The sequence below is a fragment of the Desulfolithobacter sp. genome (assembly GCF_054025815.1).
The window spans coordinates 52016-67778 of the sequence record NZ_JBPMMS010000034.1 but is presented as its reverse complement, the minus strand read 5'-3'; the positions used below and the strand labels follow the sequence as shown (position 1 = coordinate 67778).

The window sequence follows — 15763 nt, the reverse complement described above, 5'->3', positions numbered from 1 at the left end:
AAAAATAACATGACATGCCGGGACGTTACAGAAAAACCGTGCCCGCAGACGACAGCGACAGCGGTGGCCGGCAAAAAGGCGTTTACCGCCACACCCTGGTATGGTAGACTGTTATGTTACAGTACGTTTTCCCGACACAGACAGTTAAGCAGAGCATATTACCATGTATTTCCAAGATATAATAGCCACACTCAACAGCTACTGGGCCTCCAGGGGATGTGTTGTCCTGCAGCCCTATGACATGGAAGTGGGCGCCGGCACCTTTCATCCGGCCACTCTTCTCCGGGCCCTGGGACCGGAGCCCTGGAACGCAGCCTATGTCCAGCCTTCCCGCAGGCCTACCGACGGTCGCTACGGAGAAAATCCCAACCGCCTGCAGCATTATTATCAGTACCAGGTGGTCCTCAAGCCGTCACCCAAAGATGTCCAGGAGATGTATCTGGAAAGTCTCAAGCGGTTCGGCCTCAACTTGCTGGAGCACGATATACGCTTCGTGGAAGACGACTGGGAATCCCCTACTCTGGGAGCCTGGGGGCTGGGCTGGGAGGTCTGGCTCGACGGCATGGAGATCACCCAGTTCACCTATTTCCAGCAGGCCGGCTCCATTGACCTTAAACCCATTACCGTGGAGCTGACCTATGGCCTGGAACGGATCGCCATGTACCTGCAGGAGGTGGACTCGGTGTATGATATCCAGTGGAACGAACAGGTTACCTATGGCCAGATCTTTCGCCAGGCAGAACGGGAATTTTCCGCATTCAACTTTGAGGAGGCCAATGTCGAAGAACTGATCCACGCTTTCAACACCTATGAGAGCGAGGCCCTCAAGCTGGTCGACAAAGGGCTTATCCTGCCGGCCTATGATTACTGCCTTAAATGTTCCCACACCTTCAACCTGCTCGACGCCCGCAAGGCAATTTCCGTTGCCGAACGAACCCGCTACATCGGTCGGATCCGCAACATTGCCCGACAGGTGGCCAGGCGCTACGTGGTACAGCGGGAAGAAATGGGATACCCTCTTCTCCAGGACTGGGAAAAGCAGAACCAGAAAAAAGCTGTCGTCTGAACAGGACAGAGCCGGATAAACACCTCAATAAAATAAAAATGGCGGAAGTGCATGGGAATCGAACCCACCTGCCAGGCTGTTCACCCGGCACACCGGATTTGAAGTCCGGGAGGGCCACCAGTGCCCTTTCCACTTCCACCTGATGCTGACTTTAATAACTATTGACCTGAAAAACAACTTTTTATTATACTCACGCCCTGTAAAAAGGGTACCTATCAACACATCAATCACCAACCAGGAGAGGACGGTCAACGTCCCGCCAGTTTTCATGCAGTGTGATCAGCTGATTCGTCTTATCAAGGGATGGTATCTTCACGTCAGAGAAGAAACCATGGCTCCTGCCCGCATGATGCAGTTCGTCGACAAACACGTCAAGGAATGCGACATTTGTCGATTCGACCCGGACCTGCAGCATGAAATCGAGAAAATCCGTGAATTCGTGGTTCCGGAATCAAAGATCCCCAAGGCTGTCCGGGTGCAGCAGGAGGCTCCGGCCATGGAAATTTCTCCGGAAGAGGACCGTGAAGTCACCGATGACACTCCAGCCGATACCAGCAAGATAACCAACCCGGACAAAACCGCCTGAACAGACCACCACCGGTCTACCTGTTTTTCGTATTTATTTTCTGCCAAAGGTTTTCTCATTTGCCTTGTTGCCGTCCCGTTGCCCACATTCTTTTGCTTCTCCCGTCAGCCTGCGGTGGGGCCGCTTTCCACTGATGCAACAAAAAAGCGTCTCCTCCCTGATCTCCCTGTTGCTGCTTACAGCAATATTTTACCTGAACTTCTGTTCGCGCATTATCGTCGCCCCCCTGCTGCCTCAGCTTGAGCAGGACCTGCATCTTTCCCACGGAGCGGCCGGCGCGTTCTTCCTGATCATGAGCAGCGGTTACTTTCTCTCCCTGCTGGGCTCAGGCTTTGTCTCGTCCAGGCTGAACCACAAGGTCACGATCATCACCAGCATGATGGCAGTTTCCGTATCCCTGGCCCTGGTCGGCATAGCCACTGATCTGCTGCTGACCAGAGTCGGTTTCTTTCTCCTGGGGCTGGCGGCCGGGCTCTACCTGCCCTCGGCTATCACCACCATATCCGACCTGTATCGGGCCGACCGCTGGGGACGGGCCTTCGGCCTGCACGAACTGGCCCCCAACCTGGCCTTTCTCACCGCCCCGCTGATCACCGCCTGGCTCCTGCCGCTGATCACCTGGCACCAGATTCTCTTCATCCTGGCCTCAGCCGGCCTGTTGATGGCCCTGACTTATGCGATTATTGGCCGGGGCAGCCATCTACGCGGGGCTCCGCCGGAGCTGAGCCGCTGCCGCACCCTGATGGGACAGAAAGATTTCTGGATTCTGGTACTCCTGTTCGCCATGGGCATCACCGGCACCATCGGCGTCTACTCCATCCTGCCCACCTTTTTAGTCAGCGAACACGGCATGACCAAGTATCAGGCCAGCATGCTCGTGGGATTGTCGCGGATCACCACTCTGGTCACCGCCCTTCTGGGCGGTATCCTGGCGGATCGATTCGGCAACCGGAAAACCATGGCATGGGTCCTCCTTCTTACCGGGACCACCACGGCCTGCCTCGGACTATCGGCTTCCACTCTGGTTTCTCTCTGGGTCTGGCTGCAGCCGGTACTGGCCGTCTGCTTCTTTCCGCCAGCCTTTGCCATGCTCTCCCGGATCGGCTCGGCGCAAACCAGGAACGTGGTCATCTCTCTGGCCATTCCCCTCTCCTTTGTCCTGGGTGGCGGCCTGATCCCGGCGGCTATCGGTCAGCTGGCAGATTATGGTCATTTCCACCTTGCCCTGACCCTGACCGGGATCTTTATTGCCAGCGGATCGCTGATCGTCCGGTTCCTTGCCACTGAAAAAACCAGCAGGTCCCGGCTCCGGGCTGGGCAGGAGGCTGCAGACCCACATCGTTTGCCCGCTGCCAGAGACATAAAGAGCTATAAAGTCTAAGAATTCCATGGAAACGAATAACAAATCAACGCAATCCAGATCCGGAATAAAATGGTGGCTTCCTGTCGGGGCAATGCTGGTCGCCATCCTTGGTGGCCTGATATTTTCCACTCCGCTCCTCCTGCGCATCGGCCTTGAAAAATGGCTGCTGGCCAATGGGGCCGACCAGGTACAGATTCGCGCTGTACGGCTCAATCCTCTGGCCGGCTCACTCACCATCCGGGGAGTCGAGATTGTCCGGGACAGAAAAAAGGTGGTACTGGACAGTGAAACTACCCTGGAGGTGGAACTTTCCGGCCTGTTCCGCAAAAAAGCTATCCTCCGGAGGGCTACCCTGCGCGGTATCGCAGTGGACATGGAGCAGCATGCAGACGGTTCCTGGCGCTATGGCTTCTTCACTCCGCCATTATCCGCAGGAGAAAAAGAACCGGGGCCGAAGCAGCAGAGTTTCTCGCCCTGGATCCTGGATGCTGAAGAAATACTCGTTTCCGACAGTCAGATCCACCTGAAGACCCCCGATCTTGACCTGACCCTGAAGGTGGACAGCCTGCGTCTTTCCGAGCTGAGCACAGCCACCGATGCCCGCCCGGCCAAGCTTGTCTTTTCCGGCTCGTTCAACGGAGCCCCGGTCTCTCTTAACCTGGACAGTCTCCGCCTCCTGTCCCATCCATCCCTGAGCGGTACCGTGGATATCCGTGGGTTTCAGCTGATCTGGCTGGCCGATTTTCTCAAACCTTCTCTCGGGCCTTTCACCGGTACCGCTACGGTTGACGGTGTGGTGCGTCTCTCCCTCGGGCCAGATACGGATCTGGATGTAACCTATGATGGGCATATCGCCCTTGAGAAAGGAGATCTGGGTGGAGATTCCTGGGGAGTTCGGGGGGAGAAGGTCAGCTATTCCGGCAAGGCCAGGTTTCAGATGCCCCCCCACGGAGCCATGGTGGTCGACGTGGATGGCCGTCTTGAAGGAAACGAGGTGACGGTGGCCGTACCCAAGGCCGACCTGCAAATCAATCAGCAGCACATTCTGGCCAACGGACCGGTCCAGGTCCATATCGGCGAGGAGGTCCGGGTAAACTCCGGCGCAACCGTATCTGCCGGTAAAACAGACCTGACGCTGCCCATTCTCGCCATCGGTGATACGGATCTCTCCTGGAAGGGTAAGGCATCCTACAATTCGGGTACCGCCACCCGCAGCCAACAGGTCAGCTTCAACGGCGCCCTCCTGGTCAACGACCCCGCCTTTGCCCTGGACACCAGGACCGTGTCCCTCCATACCGGAGGGAAAAAAATCTCCTGGCAGGGACAGGGAAGGTACACCTCACCCCTGACCGGCATGGCCGAACATACCGTTGCCCTGGATGGAACGATTGAAGGAAGAGGACTGCAATTCACCATGCCCGGACACCTCGACCTCTCCCAGGAAGAGCTGCACCTGGCCGGCAAAACATCGGTACGTTTCGGTGGTCAGGCCGCAGTCCAAGTCGACGGAGAACTTGCCTTGAGGGGAGGCAGACAACGCATCCTCTCCCTGATCAACGGCTCCCAGAACAGCCTCAACTGGAACGGCACGGCCAACTGGGAGCAAAACGATCAGCAGCAGACCGTACTCCTCGATGGCACCCTGACGGGTACGGAGCTCCAGACCCTGCTCAAGCCCCGAAAACGGAAAATCTCGATCAACGACCTGAAACTCTCGACCAGGGCCTTTACCCTGCAGATTGACGAAGATGTCGAACTTCATGGCAATGGAGACCTGGAAGCGCAGCAACTGGTCATCGGGAACTCGGAAACCGGACGCTACCTGCTCAAAAGCCGGAAACTGACAATCAGCGGGCTTAAGGCTCCCGGGAAAGGCCCGGTCACAATCACCGAAGCCAGCCTGCTTGGCCTGGATATCGACGGCGGCCCGGACATGAGAGTGCACCTGAGCCTGCCCTCTCTTCGCCTTACCGGGATGGAGAGCCAGAATCTGAAGCACTTCACCATCCAGACCCTGAACTCAGATCCGCTGACAATCACCAACACCAGGAATGGCAGCAACCAGGGAGGATTCGGTGGCTTCGAAGCCAGAAACATCCAGGCCGACACCACCGGTGAGGTCGCCCTGGATCACCTCCTGATCCACGATATCCATCTCTTTCCCCGGAAGGAAGACACCGAGGCCCTGCACCTTGGCTCCATCACTGTCAACAAGCCGTCCTGGTCTCCGAAAAACGGCATCTTTGGCGAAGAGATCATCCTCAGCGACCTTTTCATGGACCTGAAAATCGATGAAAAAGGTTCGCTCAACCTGAGCCAGGCCGTACGGGAACTGACAGGCAGGCCGACGCCGGACGCAGAGGAGCACCTGGAAGACAGACAAGATCCAGATAAAATATCGCCTGCGGATGTGGACGAAAAAAAAGAACCGGCCAAGATCTACGCCGGAGCGCCCCTGCGCCTGGATCGTATCCGCCTGGAAGGAGAAAACCGCATCCTCTTTGTCGATCACCGGGCCGCCACCGACTATACCCGCACACACCCCTTCACCATGGAGCTGGTCCCGACCAGAGCCCTGGTGGAACATATCAATTCCCAGGACACCGAAACCCCTGCCAGATACACCCTGGAGGCGATGATCGACAGGTTCTCCTACCTTTCGGTCAAAGGGACCGCCCGGCTGTTCGGACCAAACATGGCCCTGGAACAGGAAGTACAACTCAAAAACTATCCCCTGGTCAACCTGTCACCCTATGCAGCAGATGCCATAGGAGTAAAATTCACCCAAGGCCAGCTGGAACTGCAAGCCAAAATCCAGCTCTCTGACAAGAACATCAACGCTGACAACAAATTTCTGTTCAAGAAAGTCGATGTCCAGACAGTGGACAAGGAAAAGGCAATAGCCCTGCCCTTTGACCTGGACTACGCCCTGGCTATTCTCAAGGACAGCAATGGCAATATTGAACTCAAAGTACCAGTCTCCGGACCGGTCAACGAACTGAATGTAAGTCTTTCCGGGCTGCTGATCACCGCCATGAACAAGGCCATCATCACCGGGGCATCCTCCTACCTGGTCTATGCCCTGGGCCCCTATGCCGCCCTGGCCTACCTGGGCGCCAAAGTTGGCAACGAGATACTCAAAACCCGGCTGGCGCCGGTGGAATTCACGCCCGGCAGCGATGTCCTGAGCGAGAAACAGACCGACTACCTCGACCGGGTTGCCAAAATTCTCAAGGAGAAACCCAGCCTGGAACTCCAGCTCTGTCCGAAGCTGGCCCGGGACGACCTCCCTCCGGACACCAGGGCCGACGGGCTCAGTCCTGAAACAAAAGAGCGTCTCCTTAACCTTGGCGAGAGGCGGGCTGTCGCGGTGCGGGATTTCCTCAGCGGAAACCACGGTATCGATCCCAAACGGCTGCTCATCTGTTCATCGGCCCTTGATACCGGCAACAGCGGTAAGCCACGGGTCGACCTGCAGCTCTGACCACCACCGATTCGACCGCTCAGCTCCAGACGCCCTGGACATCTTCGCCGCATTCGGGACAATGGGCCAGGCGCGGATTGTCACCGAGGCGCAACCGATTTTCCGCAAGAGAAAAACCGAGCCTGGTAACAAGAGCGACGCCGCAGGAAGGGCACCAGGTATTTTCTCCTCCTTCACCCGGCACATTGCCCTCGTAGACAAACCGCAGCCCTTCGCCAAGGCCGATGTCCCTGGCCCGCCGCAGGGTGGCCACCGGGGTGGGGGGGCGGTCGGTTAACTTATAGGTGGGATAAAAGGCGGTCACATGCCAGGGCATGGATAAATCGATACCGCGGATGAAACGGGCAATGTCCCGCAGTTCCTCATCCGAGTCGTTGAGCCCGGGGATCACCAGCGTGGTCACCTCGACCCAGACCCCAGCCTCGTGCATGAGCCGAATCGTGTCCAACACCGGTTGGAGCCGGGCTGAACAGATCCGGTGATAAAAATCCTCTGAAAACCCCTTGAGGTCGATATTGATCCCGTCCAGCAGCGGGGCCAGATCCCGGATAACCTCCGGGGTCATGTAGCCATTGGAGACAAAGACGTTTCTGATGGAGCGCGAATGAGCCAACTCCATACAGTCCCGGGCGAATTCATAGAAAACGGTAGGCTCCACATACGTATAGCTGATACTTGCACAACCCGTTCGCTCCGCCGCAGCCACCACCTCTTCCGGAGAGCGGAAGGTACCGGCAATGCCACCGTGATGCAGGTGGGGATACTGGGAGATATCATAGTTCTGGCAGTGGAGACAGCGAAAATTGCATCCCACGGTGGAGATGGACCAGGATTTCGAGGCTGGAAGAAAATGGAACAGCGGTTTTTTCTCGATGGGATCACTATTTTCCGCCACCAGATACCCGTAGACCAGAGTATACAATGTCCCGTCCCGGTTTTCACGCACACCGCACATCCCTCGCCGTCCCGGTTTTATCTGGCAGCGGTGTTGACAGAGTCCGCACTGGACCTTGCCGTCCTCCTTTTTGGTGTAAAAACGTGCCTCGTGCATGATACCCTCCCTGTTTGCAGATCCACCGTCAGCAAGCCTCTGAAAAAATATAATACCTGTCTCCCCTTTGGGAAACCTCCCCCCTTGATTTTACAGTCGGATCGCATAACGTATACTGATACAGTGGCGTTACCGGGTTACCTGTCCAAACGATGGTCCCGGTCCGGGTACCGAATGCCTGATGGTGACCGTCGAAACGACCAGGTCACCTGCCGGTTCTCACCCGCATCAACAACCAGTAAAAGTCATTGTAAAATTTTTCAGGTACGCGCCCATTTTTCCCAAAACCGGTTCCGGAGTCCCAATGCATTGGAAAAAAATCTCTCTTTTGCTCCTCTTCCTGACGCTGACCATCTCTCTGCCTGCCGTGGCCATGGCCAGGATCACGGTTTTTGTCTCGATCCTCCCTCAGGAATATTTTGTCGAGCGGGTTGGTGGCGAGCGGGTTCAGGTCCAGGCCCTGGTCCAGCCTGGCCAGAGTCCGGTCACCTACGCCCCTGCACCACGCCAAATGGCGACCCTGTCCCGGGCCGATGTCTATTTCCGCATCGGCGTGCCGTTTGAAAAAAGCCTGATACCCAAACTACAGCGCTCCGTCCCCCATCTCTCCATCATCGACCTGCGTCAGGGACTGGATATGTTGAGCGGTGACCACGATCACAAAGGACTGCAGAATGAAGATGTGCATGCCAAAGAACGGGAAAAGAGTGAAGATCTGGATCCGCACACCTGGCTTGATCCCCGGCTGGTCAAGAAACAGGCGGCCCTCATTCGCGACACCCTGATCCGTCTCGACCCCGCAGGAAAAGAATTCTACCAGCAAAACTATGAAACCTTTGCCGCGGATCTCGAGGCCCTGGACCGCAGACTCAGGGAGGTGCTCGCGCCTCTGACCGGCCAGACCATATATGTCTTTCATCCGGCTTACGGCTATTTCTGCCGGGCCTACGGGTTGCGGCAAAAAGCAGTGGCCCCCGGGGGCAAGGGGCCGGGCCCCCGCCACCTGGCCAGCCTAATCGCCTCGGCCAGGGAGGATAATGTCCACGTCATCTTTGTTCAGCCCCAGTTTTCAAGCTCCAGCGCCCGGACCATCGCCAGGGCCATCGACGGAGCAGTGATACCGCTTGACCCGCTGGCGCGGGACTACCTGGCCAACATGGAACGTATTGCCGGCCGGATCGCCGCTGCGTTGACGCCAACGGCAGGGTCGACTCCCAAAGGGTCCTGAAAGAACATGAAAATTATCTCCGGAGGACAGAGCGGGGCTGACCGGGCGGCTCTTGACGCGGCCATCAGCCTGAACATCCCCCATGGCGGCTGGCTGCCAAGAGGGCGCCGGACCGAGGAGGGACCACTGCCGGACCGCTACCGACTCCAGGAGCTGCCGTCGGCCAACTACCGGGACCGAACCAGGAAAAACATACTGGACAGTGACGGCACTCTGATAGTGTCATTTGGCCCTCTCACCGGCGGCTCGGCCCTGACCGAGGCCCTGGCCATCCGGCACCGGCGCCCCTGTCTCCATATCGACCTGGAACTATGGCATCCCAAACGAGCTCAAAAAGCCATAGAACAATGGCTGAAAGACCATAACATCAAAACCCTGAACGTGGCCGGCCCCAGAGCAAGCGGCGAACCGCGTATCTATCGGGCCGTTTATGACCTTCTGCTGCAGATAAACTGGCCCGAAACGGACAAAACACCATGAACGGATCAAACACCTTGCCCCGAATTTCACGCCGTACAATCCTGCGCTTTTTCTTTCTTTGCGGTGGAAGCGCCATTACGGCTCCCTTTCTTGGCGGTTGCAGCACCGACCCGGTGACAGGAGAAAAATCCCTTGTCATGATGACCCGGAGCCAGGAGATAGCCCTGGACCGGAAGCAGGCCCCATTCCAGTTTTCGGCCGATTACGGTATCCTCATGGACAGGGAGCTCAACAAGTATCTTAACCGGGTGGGAATGGAGCTGGCCCGTCGTTCACATCGCCCTGACATGCCCTTTTCCTTCCGCGGCGTCAATGCGGCCCATATCAACGCCTACGCTTTTCCCGGCGGCTCCATCGCCGCCACCCGAGGCATCCTGGTTGAACTGCAAAGCGAAGCTGAACTTGCAGCCCTGCTGGGGCACGAAATCGGCCATGTCTGTGCCCGGCACGCAGCCGAGCAGATGGGCAAGGGGTTGCTGGTCAACCTGCTGGTCGCCGGAGCCTCGATAGCCACCTCCAGTGCCGGTCATGAAGGTACGGCGGAGCTGATCTCCAGGCTTGGCGGCTTGGGGGCCGGTGCCCTGTTGGCCAGATACAGCCGCAATGACGAAAGGGAGGCCGACGCCCTGGGCATGGAATACATGACCAGGGCCGGATACACACCACTTGGCATGGCGGGTCTCATGGAAATCCTCCTCAGAAGCGGAGAGCACAATCCCACTGCCATCGAGCTCATGTTCGCCACCCATCCCATGAGCAGGGAACGATTGGAAACAGCCCGCCTGCAGGCCCATGAACGTTACGCATCCATGCTCGACAACCCGGATCACCGACAGCGCTACATGGACCACACCGCAGGTCTTCGCCGTCTCAAACCAGCAATCAGGGCCATCCAGAAGGCGGAAACCGCCTTGGCCCGTAAACAGATCCGCCAGGCCGAAGAACTGTTGCACACTGCTCTTCGCCACGCTCCGGACGATTACCAGGCCCTGGTGGTTATGGCCAAATGCCAGTTTATGCATCATAACCATGATGAAGCGCTAAGCTATGCCCGCCAGGCCACCCAGGTCTACCCCAAAGAGGCCCAGGGCCACTGGCTCTTGGCCATGAGCAGCCTCGCCAAAGAGAAATATGACCAGGCCCTGCGGGAATTAAGTGAGGTGGACCGGCTCCTGCCCGGTAATCCGGACATCCTCTTCTACCGGGGCCAGGCCCTCGAAGCCATGCAGCGCCGGGACGAGGCCGCCCGGGCCTACGCCGCGTTTCTTGAAAAGGTACGCCAGGGTGACAAGGCAAAATACGCATATACCCGCCTCCGGGAATGGGGCTATATTCGCTGAACAGCGCTCACGATACACCCCGGGAACGTTAACCTCCTGGCGGGCACGGGCCACATCTTCCCGGCAAAAGCGGGTTGACGGAGCACATTTTTTCAGGTAACGTTATCGGTACATTTTCAGATGCTCTTAGCCGAGCTTAATAGGGAACCCGGTGCGAATCCGGGACGGGCCCGCCGCTGTGACCGGGGACGAATTTTGCAAGATGCCACTGACCTCCTTAGGGGTTGGGAAGGCGCAAAAGGAGGATGATCCGGGAGTCAGAAGACCTGTCTGAAAAACATAAAGCGCCTGCTCTCGCGGACAAAGAGCAGTCACGTGCTTGTCGAATTGTTCGAGGAAAAATCAGGGATCCCCGGACCAATAACTCTTTTGTTTATTGGTCCGGGGATTTTTTTTTGCCTTTTCAGGCGGCCCCGGACCCGTCTCAACGTCATTACAAGGTACAAGGAGAAGTGTGATGAAAAAGGAGATTCGAACGGCCCTGGCCCTGTGTCTCGTGTCCACGCCTGGACCGGCCCTGGCGGGCGCGGATGAAGACAGCCCTGCAAACAAGGTTACCCTGGACGAAGTGGTGGTGACCGCCACCCGCAGTGAAGAATCGGTGCAGGAAATTCCGGCCAGGGTCGAGGTGATCGAGAGCGAGACCATCGAGCTGACCACCGGGGACACACTCACCGAACAGCTCAAGAAGAACAGTTCCGTCGGCGTGATCGAGTACCCCGGCGCCCTGGCCGGCATCGGTATCCGCGGTTTTCGGCCGGAATTTTCCGGTATCACCAAGCACACCCTGGTTCTTATCAACGGCCGGCCGGCCGGAGCCACCAACCTGGCGACCGTGCTCACCGGCAACGTGGAACGGATAGAGGTCCTGAAAGGGCCAGCCTCTTCCCTCTATGGCGGAGAAGCCATGGGCGGGGTGGTCAACATCATTACCAAAAAACATACCGGACCACTCACCGGTCTTGCGGAAATCGGTTACGGCTCATTTGCGACCAATTTTGAAAAAGCAGCACTTGGTGGCGGGCTGGGGGACCGGTTCGACTTCGATATCTTTGCCCAGAGGTTCGAACAGAGCGATGACTACGAGATGGGTAACGGCGAGACCAGGGCAAACACGGCCTTCAGGACCCAGAACGGATCCCTGCGCCTGGGCGGTGACCTGGGAGCATGGCGGATCGATGTCAGCGGAGACCTCTACCAGGGCCGCGATATCGAAACTCCGGGTGACATCGCCTATGGCAACGAGATGTCCGGCCACAAGGACATCGACCGCTCGGGCATGGATTTTACCCTCAGCGGGCCGCTGGGGGATAAGAGCAGAGTGAGCCTCACCGGTTACCGGACCAACGAAACCAGTGAAAACTACAGCCACTATACCGGCTGGTATCCGGCCCTGGTCCAGGTGGAACCGTACCGGAGCTACGACTCGGAGACAGACTGGCTCGGCTTCCAGCTCAAGAACGAGTACACCTGGGGCCAACACCGGTTCGTCGTCGGCATCGATTACCAGAAGATCGACAGGGAAAGCCGAAGCTACAACCAGGACGGTACACGCAGGGCGCCCTGGTCCCCGGATGAAGGCCGGGAAAACTGGGCCGGATACCTGGAAACCATCTGGCGCTTCATGAACGACCGGCTCACCGCCACTGTAGGGGGGCGGTACGACACTTTCGATGTAGAAACCAAACCCACGCCCTACAAAACCGATTTTACGCCCAACTCGGAAAATTTCTCCACCTTCAGTCCCAGGGCCGGGCTGAACTACAACTTCGACCTGGGAATCCGGTTGCACACCACCATCGGCAAGGCCTTTGTTCCACCGACTGCGGCCCAGCTTGCAGGCTACGCGGAAACAGACGTTGGCGGGGTTACCATGATCACCCGGAGCAATCCGGACCTGGACCCCGAGTCCTCGATCACCTGGGATATCGGCCTTGGCTATGCGCAACCCAGGCTGGGCCTGTTCATGGACGTTACATATTTCCACACCGACGTGGACGACAAGATCACCACGGTCACCGCGGGTAACACCACCACCTACCAAAACAGTCTCAGCGCCGAAATGGAAGGCCTGGAGACAGAGTTATCCTTCGATATTGGGGCCCCGATGAACTGGGACCGTTCGCTGGAGCTGTTTGTCAACGCCACTTACATGTTCAAGGCAGAAGAGGAAGAACCCGGCGGAACCATGGGCGATATCCACAACGTGGCTGATTATACGATAAACTATGGCCTCCAGTACTCGGACGAGATGTTCGAAGCCAGGCTCAATTTCCGCAACCAGGGCCCAATGAAGGATACAGACTGGACCGCGGCCGGTTATCCGGAAATAGAATATCCCTCCTTCACGGTGGCAGACCTGGTGGTCGGGATTTCGTTTAAGGAACATCACCGGTTCACCCTCAAGCTGGATAACCTCTTTGATGAATATTATTACGAAAAAAAGGGCTACCCCAAACCAGGCCGCGGAATCTATGCCAGCTACAGGTACAGGTTCTAGCCATGGAAATCAAATCCCTTGTTCTTGGCCTCGCCTTTTCTTTGGGTATCTTCGCCGTGAAAAGCGGGGCCGGCCTTTCCTTTCTGTTCGCACGGAAGGCAACACTGTCAGGGCGGCTTGCAGTTCTCTGTGGTTTCATCGCCGGCTACGGTATCGTATTCTTCCTGGCCTGGTTTCTGGCCAGCAGGACCGACCTTCTTTCCCACCTTGACACCATCATGCTGTTGCTGAAAAACGGCATGACCCTCCATTTTCTGCTTGCCGCCCTGCTGCTTGCCTGGGGAACAGCCCTGTTAGGGGGGAAGCAGGGCGGCAGGGAAATTACCCTGAACAACATCCCGCAACGGGTGGTTTCCCCGGTCCCTTCCGTCACCAAAATCCTGCTGCGCATCGACGCGGCAGATGCGGTGGTCGGCATCACCCATCACTCCCTACTGCCGCCTGAAAGTGCAGACAAGGTTATCCTCGGTGGCTTTGCCAGCCCTGATCCTGAACGGCTGGCGGCCCTGAATCCAGACGTTATCTTTTATGTTGATCTGCAAAAAGAAGTGGTTTCCCACTTCCGGAACCAGGCCATTCTCATCAATCTTTCAGCGCATTCCATTAACGAAAGCTTTGATCTGATCAGGCTTATTGGCCGCATCTTTCAAAGACAGGAAAAAACGACGGCAATCATTGAAGAAGAAGAGCGACTGCTGGCGCTGATTGCCCGCAAGGTTACCACAATCCCGGCGGAGAAGCGCCAGCGGGTCATACGCCCCATGGAACTGAATACGGTCATGGCCATCAGTGATGATTATGAGAAAGGGCTGGTGGATGACTTAAGCAATGTGGATCTCTGGTGTCAGGCCGTGGCCCACCACCTTGCAGATAAGGAAGTCCCGATCGACACCGGGAGACTCCAGGATCTGCCCCTGGTACTGGCCAAAGGGATTGGGGCGCTCCTTGCTGGGCCCTCCGTGAAGATAGATCAGCATTGAGAGACCTGTACAGCTTGAGGGAACCCTGACAACCGCATCTCATGCAGAAACAAAAAACTACAGAATTACAAGGAGTAAACAATGCAAATAATCGGTGAAAGCATGCACATCATGAACCATAGGTTTCTTAAGGCCCTGGAAGATCTGGATGAAGAGATCCTGGTGCATCTTGCCAGGAGTCAGGTGGACGCCGGGGCAACCGCACTGGATATCAATCTTGGCCAGAACAGGACACTTGGCCGCCTCACGCTCTGGCTGGTAGAGACAATCCAGCAGGGCGCAGATGTCCCGCTCTTTCTCTCCAGCCATGTCCTGAATCAGCAACGAGCCCTGGAGATCCACAAGGGGACAGCCACTATCAATGCCGTCACGGCCAATCCACAGGAACTCTCCAGAGCCATGGAAACGGCGAAGTTCTTCAAGGCAAACCTGGTAGTGTTGCTGGTCAGCGCCGACCTTACACCCATGGATGTCAATGGCCGGCTGCAACTCGCCATGCAGGTGATGGACACCGCCGACCGGGTTGGTCTGCCCCATGAACAACTCTATATCGATCCGGTCATCGCCTGCCGCCCGGATCCGGCAACCTGGCGTCTTAGTGGCGGCCTGCCGGATATCGACGTGGTGCTTGATACCATCCGGTTGATTGGAGAAATGAGCAACCACCACCTGAAAACCATTATCGCCATCAGCAATGCATCTGTCTGTCTTGCCGCAGGAGAACGTTCCGCTCTTCATTGCCGTCTGCTGCCCCTGTTTGCCAAGGCCGGTCTTGACGCGGTCATCATGAACTGCAGAGATAAAAATCTCATGGCTGTGGCAAAAAATCTCCGCCCGGCAATGGCGGTTGCAGCGTAGCGGATATATCAGCGATGAAATTTTTACTGCTGATCCTCTCGCTCTCACTCCTGCCGGCACAGGCGGTTGCTGCAGACCTGCTCCTGATGGTCCTTGTCTCCCAACAGCAAAAATCTGGACAGATCGCGGTGGAGGACATGGCCAAAACCCTGGGCCGGGAAATGCGCAGCCGTTATCTGAATCCGCTGTGGATCAAGGGCATGCAAAAGGATGATTACGCCGGAGCCAGAGAGATGACCCATTTTGTCGAATACCTGTGGGGTTGGGCCATGACCACCCCGGAAAAGGTGGATGATGCCAAGTGGCTGCAGGCGTATGAGATGTATGTGAAGGATAAATACGAACTGAACATGAAAGAATTCTTTCATGCCGCCTCACTGGGCCCACCAGTCCATCACCGGACGCATGCTGGAAACAGTACGTAAAGGGTATTGGTCGGCCCCGGAGCCGGTACAGAAAAAGCTGGCAGTGGAATATGCGCTGAGCGTGGTGGAAAAATTCAAACTGGCCATCGAACAGGCGGCGCAGGTCTCCCTGGCAGAACAGGCGGCAGAGCGAAAAGCCCAGCAAAAGATGATCCATTCCCCCGGGCGCGATAAGGCAGCGAAAAAGCGAAAGAGTGACTCCCTGAAACAGGAAATGACCGAAGTAGAGGGCTACAGGATGGAAAAGATGAAGCGCCAGGATGATTCTACGCAGGTCACCTCGTCAGGGGTGGAGTGGCTGGCCGGCCTTGTTATTCTCTTCATTATCGGCCTGATGGCTTATGGAGTGAGGAAAAAGGGTTACTGACAGTCAGCAGCCCAAAAGAACAAGATCACCGAAAA

General features: G+C 56.9%; 13 protein-coding genes, 1 tRNA gene and 1 riboswitch. Of the genes, 12 read left to right on the top strand and 2 right to left on the bottom strand.

The window, feature by feature from the left end:
* Positions 1–163 precede the first annotated feature (163 nt).
* A complete protein-coding gene (gene glyQ / locus ACXJJY_RS08475) occupies positions 164–1066 on the top strand; it encodes a glycine--tRNA ligase subunit alpha (protein WP_456386971.1) in 903 nt (300 codons plus the stop codon).
* A 39-nt stretch (positions 1067–1105) separates the two neighbouring features.
* Here the strand turns inward: glyQ and ACXJJY_RS08470 are convergent.
* Positions 1106–1203, bottom strand: a tRNA-Sec gene (locus ACXJJY_RS08470).
* A gap of 131 nt (positions 1204–1334) precedes the next feature.
* Here ACXJJY_RS08470 and ACXJJY_RS08465 point away from each other — a divergent pair.
* From ACXJJY_RS08465 to ACXJJY_RS08455, 3 genes are all read left to right on the top strand, one after another.
* Positions 1335–1652 carry a hypothetical protein gene (locus ACXJJY_RS08465; protein WP_456386970.1) on the top strand — a complete coding sequence of 106 codons (318 nt, stop codon included), beginning with the start codon at positions 1335–1337 and terminating at the stop codon, positions 1650–1652.
* A 133-nt stretch (positions 1653–1785) separates the two neighbouring features.
* Entirely contained in the window at positions 1786–3033 is a 1248-nt protein-coding gene (locus ACXJJY_RS08460; protein ID WP_456386969.1) for an MFS transporter, read from the top strand.
* Positions 3034–3040: 7 nt separating this feature from the next.
* A complete protein-coding gene (locus ACXJJY_RS08455; protein WP_456386968.1) occupies positions 3041–6499 on the top strand; it encodes a DUF748 domain-containing protein in 3459 nt (1152 codons plus the stop codon).
* A gap of 19 nt (positions 6500–6518) precedes the next feature.
* On the opposite strand, the gene amrS is transcribed toward ACXJJY_RS08455, so the two are convergent.
* On the bottom strand, positions 6519–7550 hold the full coding sequence (amrS, locus tag ACXJJY_RS08450; protein ID WP_456386967.1) for an AmmeMemoRadiSam system radical SAM enzyme: 1032 nt from the start codon (positions 7548–7550) through the stop codon (positions 6519–6521).
* 304 nt (positions 7551–7854) lie between these two features.
* Between amrS and ACXJJY_RS08445 the strand changes: the two genes are divergently transcribed.
* The 8 genes from ACXJJY_RS08445 to ACXJJY_RS08410 all read left to right on the top strand — a co-directional run bounded on the left by ACXJJY_RS08445 (position 7855) and on the right by ACXJJY_RS08410 (position 15728).
* Positions 7855–8778, top strand: a complete 924-nt coding sequence (locus ACXJJY_RS08445; protein ID WP_456386966.1) for a metal ABC transporter solute-binding protein, Zn/Mn family — start codon at positions 7855–7857, stop codon at positions 8776–8778.
* A 6-nt stretch (positions 8779–8784) separates the two neighbouring features.
* Positions 8785–9258 carry a putative molybdenum carrier protein gene (locus ACXJJY_RS08440; RefSeq protein WP_456386965.1) on the top strand — a complete coding sequence of 158 codons (474 nt, stop codon included), beginning with the start codon at positions 8785–8787 and terminating at the stop codon, positions 9256–9258.
* Positions 9255–10598, top strand: a complete 1344-nt coding sequence (locus ACXJJY_RS08435) for a M48 family metalloprotease (protein ID WP_456386964.1) — start codon at positions 9255–9257, stop codon at positions 10596–10598. Before ACXJJY_RS08440 ends, ACXJJY_RS08435 begins: the two co-directional genes overlap by 4 nt.
* Before the next feature lie 101 nt (positions 10599–10699).
* A riboswitch (cobalamin riboswitch) is annotated at positions 10700–10886 on the top strand.
* A 169-nt stretch (positions 10887–11055) separates the two neighbouring features.
* The gene (locus ACXJJY_RS08430) at positions 11056–13098 is read left to right on the top strand and encodes a TonB-dependent receptor plug domain-containing protein (protein WP_456386963.1); all 2043 of its coding nucleotides are present in this window, start codon (positions 11056–11058) and stop codon (positions 13096–13098) included.
* A gap of 2 nt (positions 13099–13100) precedes the next feature.
* The gene (locus tag ACXJJY_RS08425; protein WP_456386962.1) at positions 13101–14078 is read left to right on the top strand and encodes an ABC transporter substrate-binding protein; all 978 of its coding nucleotides are present in this window, start codon (positions 13101–13103) and stop codon (positions 14076–14078) included.
* Positions 14079–14159: 81 nt separating this feature from the next.
* The gene (locus ACXJJY_RS08420) at positions 14160–14936 is read left to right on the top strand and encodes a dihydropteroate synthase (RefSeq protein ID WP_456386961.1); all 777 of its coding nucleotides are present in this window, start codon (positions 14160–14162) and stop codon (positions 14934–14936) included.
* 14 nt (positions 14937–14950) lie between these two features.
* A complete protein-coding gene (locus tag ACXJJY_RS08415) occupies positions 14951–15361 on the top strand; it encodes a cobaltochelatase subunit CobN (RefSeq protein WP_456386960.1) in 411 nt (136 codons plus the stop codon).
* Complete coding sequence (locus ACXJJY_RS08410; RefSeq protein WP_456386959.1) at positions 15303–15728, top strand: hypothetical protein; 426 nt, start codon at positions 15303–15305, stop codon at positions 15726–15728. The genes ACXJJY_RS08415 and ACXJJY_RS08410 overlap by 59 nt, the downstream gene beginning before the upstream one ends.
* Positions 15729–15763 lie beyond the last annotated feature (35 nt).

Coding starts and splice junctions, on each gene's coding strand:
- glyQ (WP_456386971.1), top strand. CDS start 164: ATGTATTTCCAAGATATAATAGCCACACTCAACAGCTACTGGGCCTCC.
- ACXJJY_RS08465 (WP_456386970.1), top strand. CDS start 1,335: ATGCAGTGTGATCAGCTGATTCGTCTTATCAAGGGATGGTATCTTCAC.
- ACXJJY_RS08460 (WP_456386969.1), top strand. CDS start 1,786: ATGCAACAAAAAAGCGTCTCCTCCCTGATCTCCCTGTTGCTGCTTACA.
- ACXJJY_RS08455 (WP_456386968.1), top strand. CDS start 3,041: ATGGAAACGAATAACAAATCAACGCAATCCAGATCCGGAATAAAATGG.
- amrS (WP_456386967.1), bottom strand. CDS start 7,550: ATGCACGAGGCACGTTTTTACACCAAAAAGGAGGACGGCAAGGTCCAG.
- ACXJJY_RS08445 (WP_456386966.1), top strand. CDS start 7,855: ATGCATTGGAAAAAAATCTCTCTTTTGCTCCTCTTCCTGACGCTGACC.
- ACXJJY_RS08440 (WP_456386965.1), top strand. CDS start 8,785: ATGAAAATTATCTCCGGAGGACAGAGCGGGGCTGACCGGGCGGCTCTT.
- ACXJJY_RS08435 (WP_456386964.1), top strand. CDS start 9,255: ATGAACGGATCAAACACCTTGCCCCGAATTTCACGCCGTACAATCCTG.
- ACXJJY_RS08430 (WP_456386963.1), top strand. CDS start 11,056: ATGAAAAAGGAGATTCGAACGGCCCTGGCCCTGTGTCTCGTGTCCACG.
- ACXJJY_RS08425 (WP_456386962.1), top strand. CDS start 13,101: ATGGAAATCAAATCCCTTGTTCTTGGCCTCGCCTTTTCTTTGGGTATC.
- ACXJJY_RS08420 (WP_456386961.1), top strand. CDS start 14,160: ATGCAAATAATCGGTGAAAGCATGCACATCATGAACCATAGGTTTCTT.
- ACXJJY_RS08415 (WP_456386960.1), top strand. CDS start 14,951: ATGAAATTTTTACTGCTGATCCTCTCGCTCTCACTCCTGCCGGCACAG.
- ACXJJY_RS08410 (WP_456386959.1), top strand. CDS start 15,303: ATGCCGCCTCACTGGGCCCACCAGTCCATCACCGGACGCATGCTGGAA.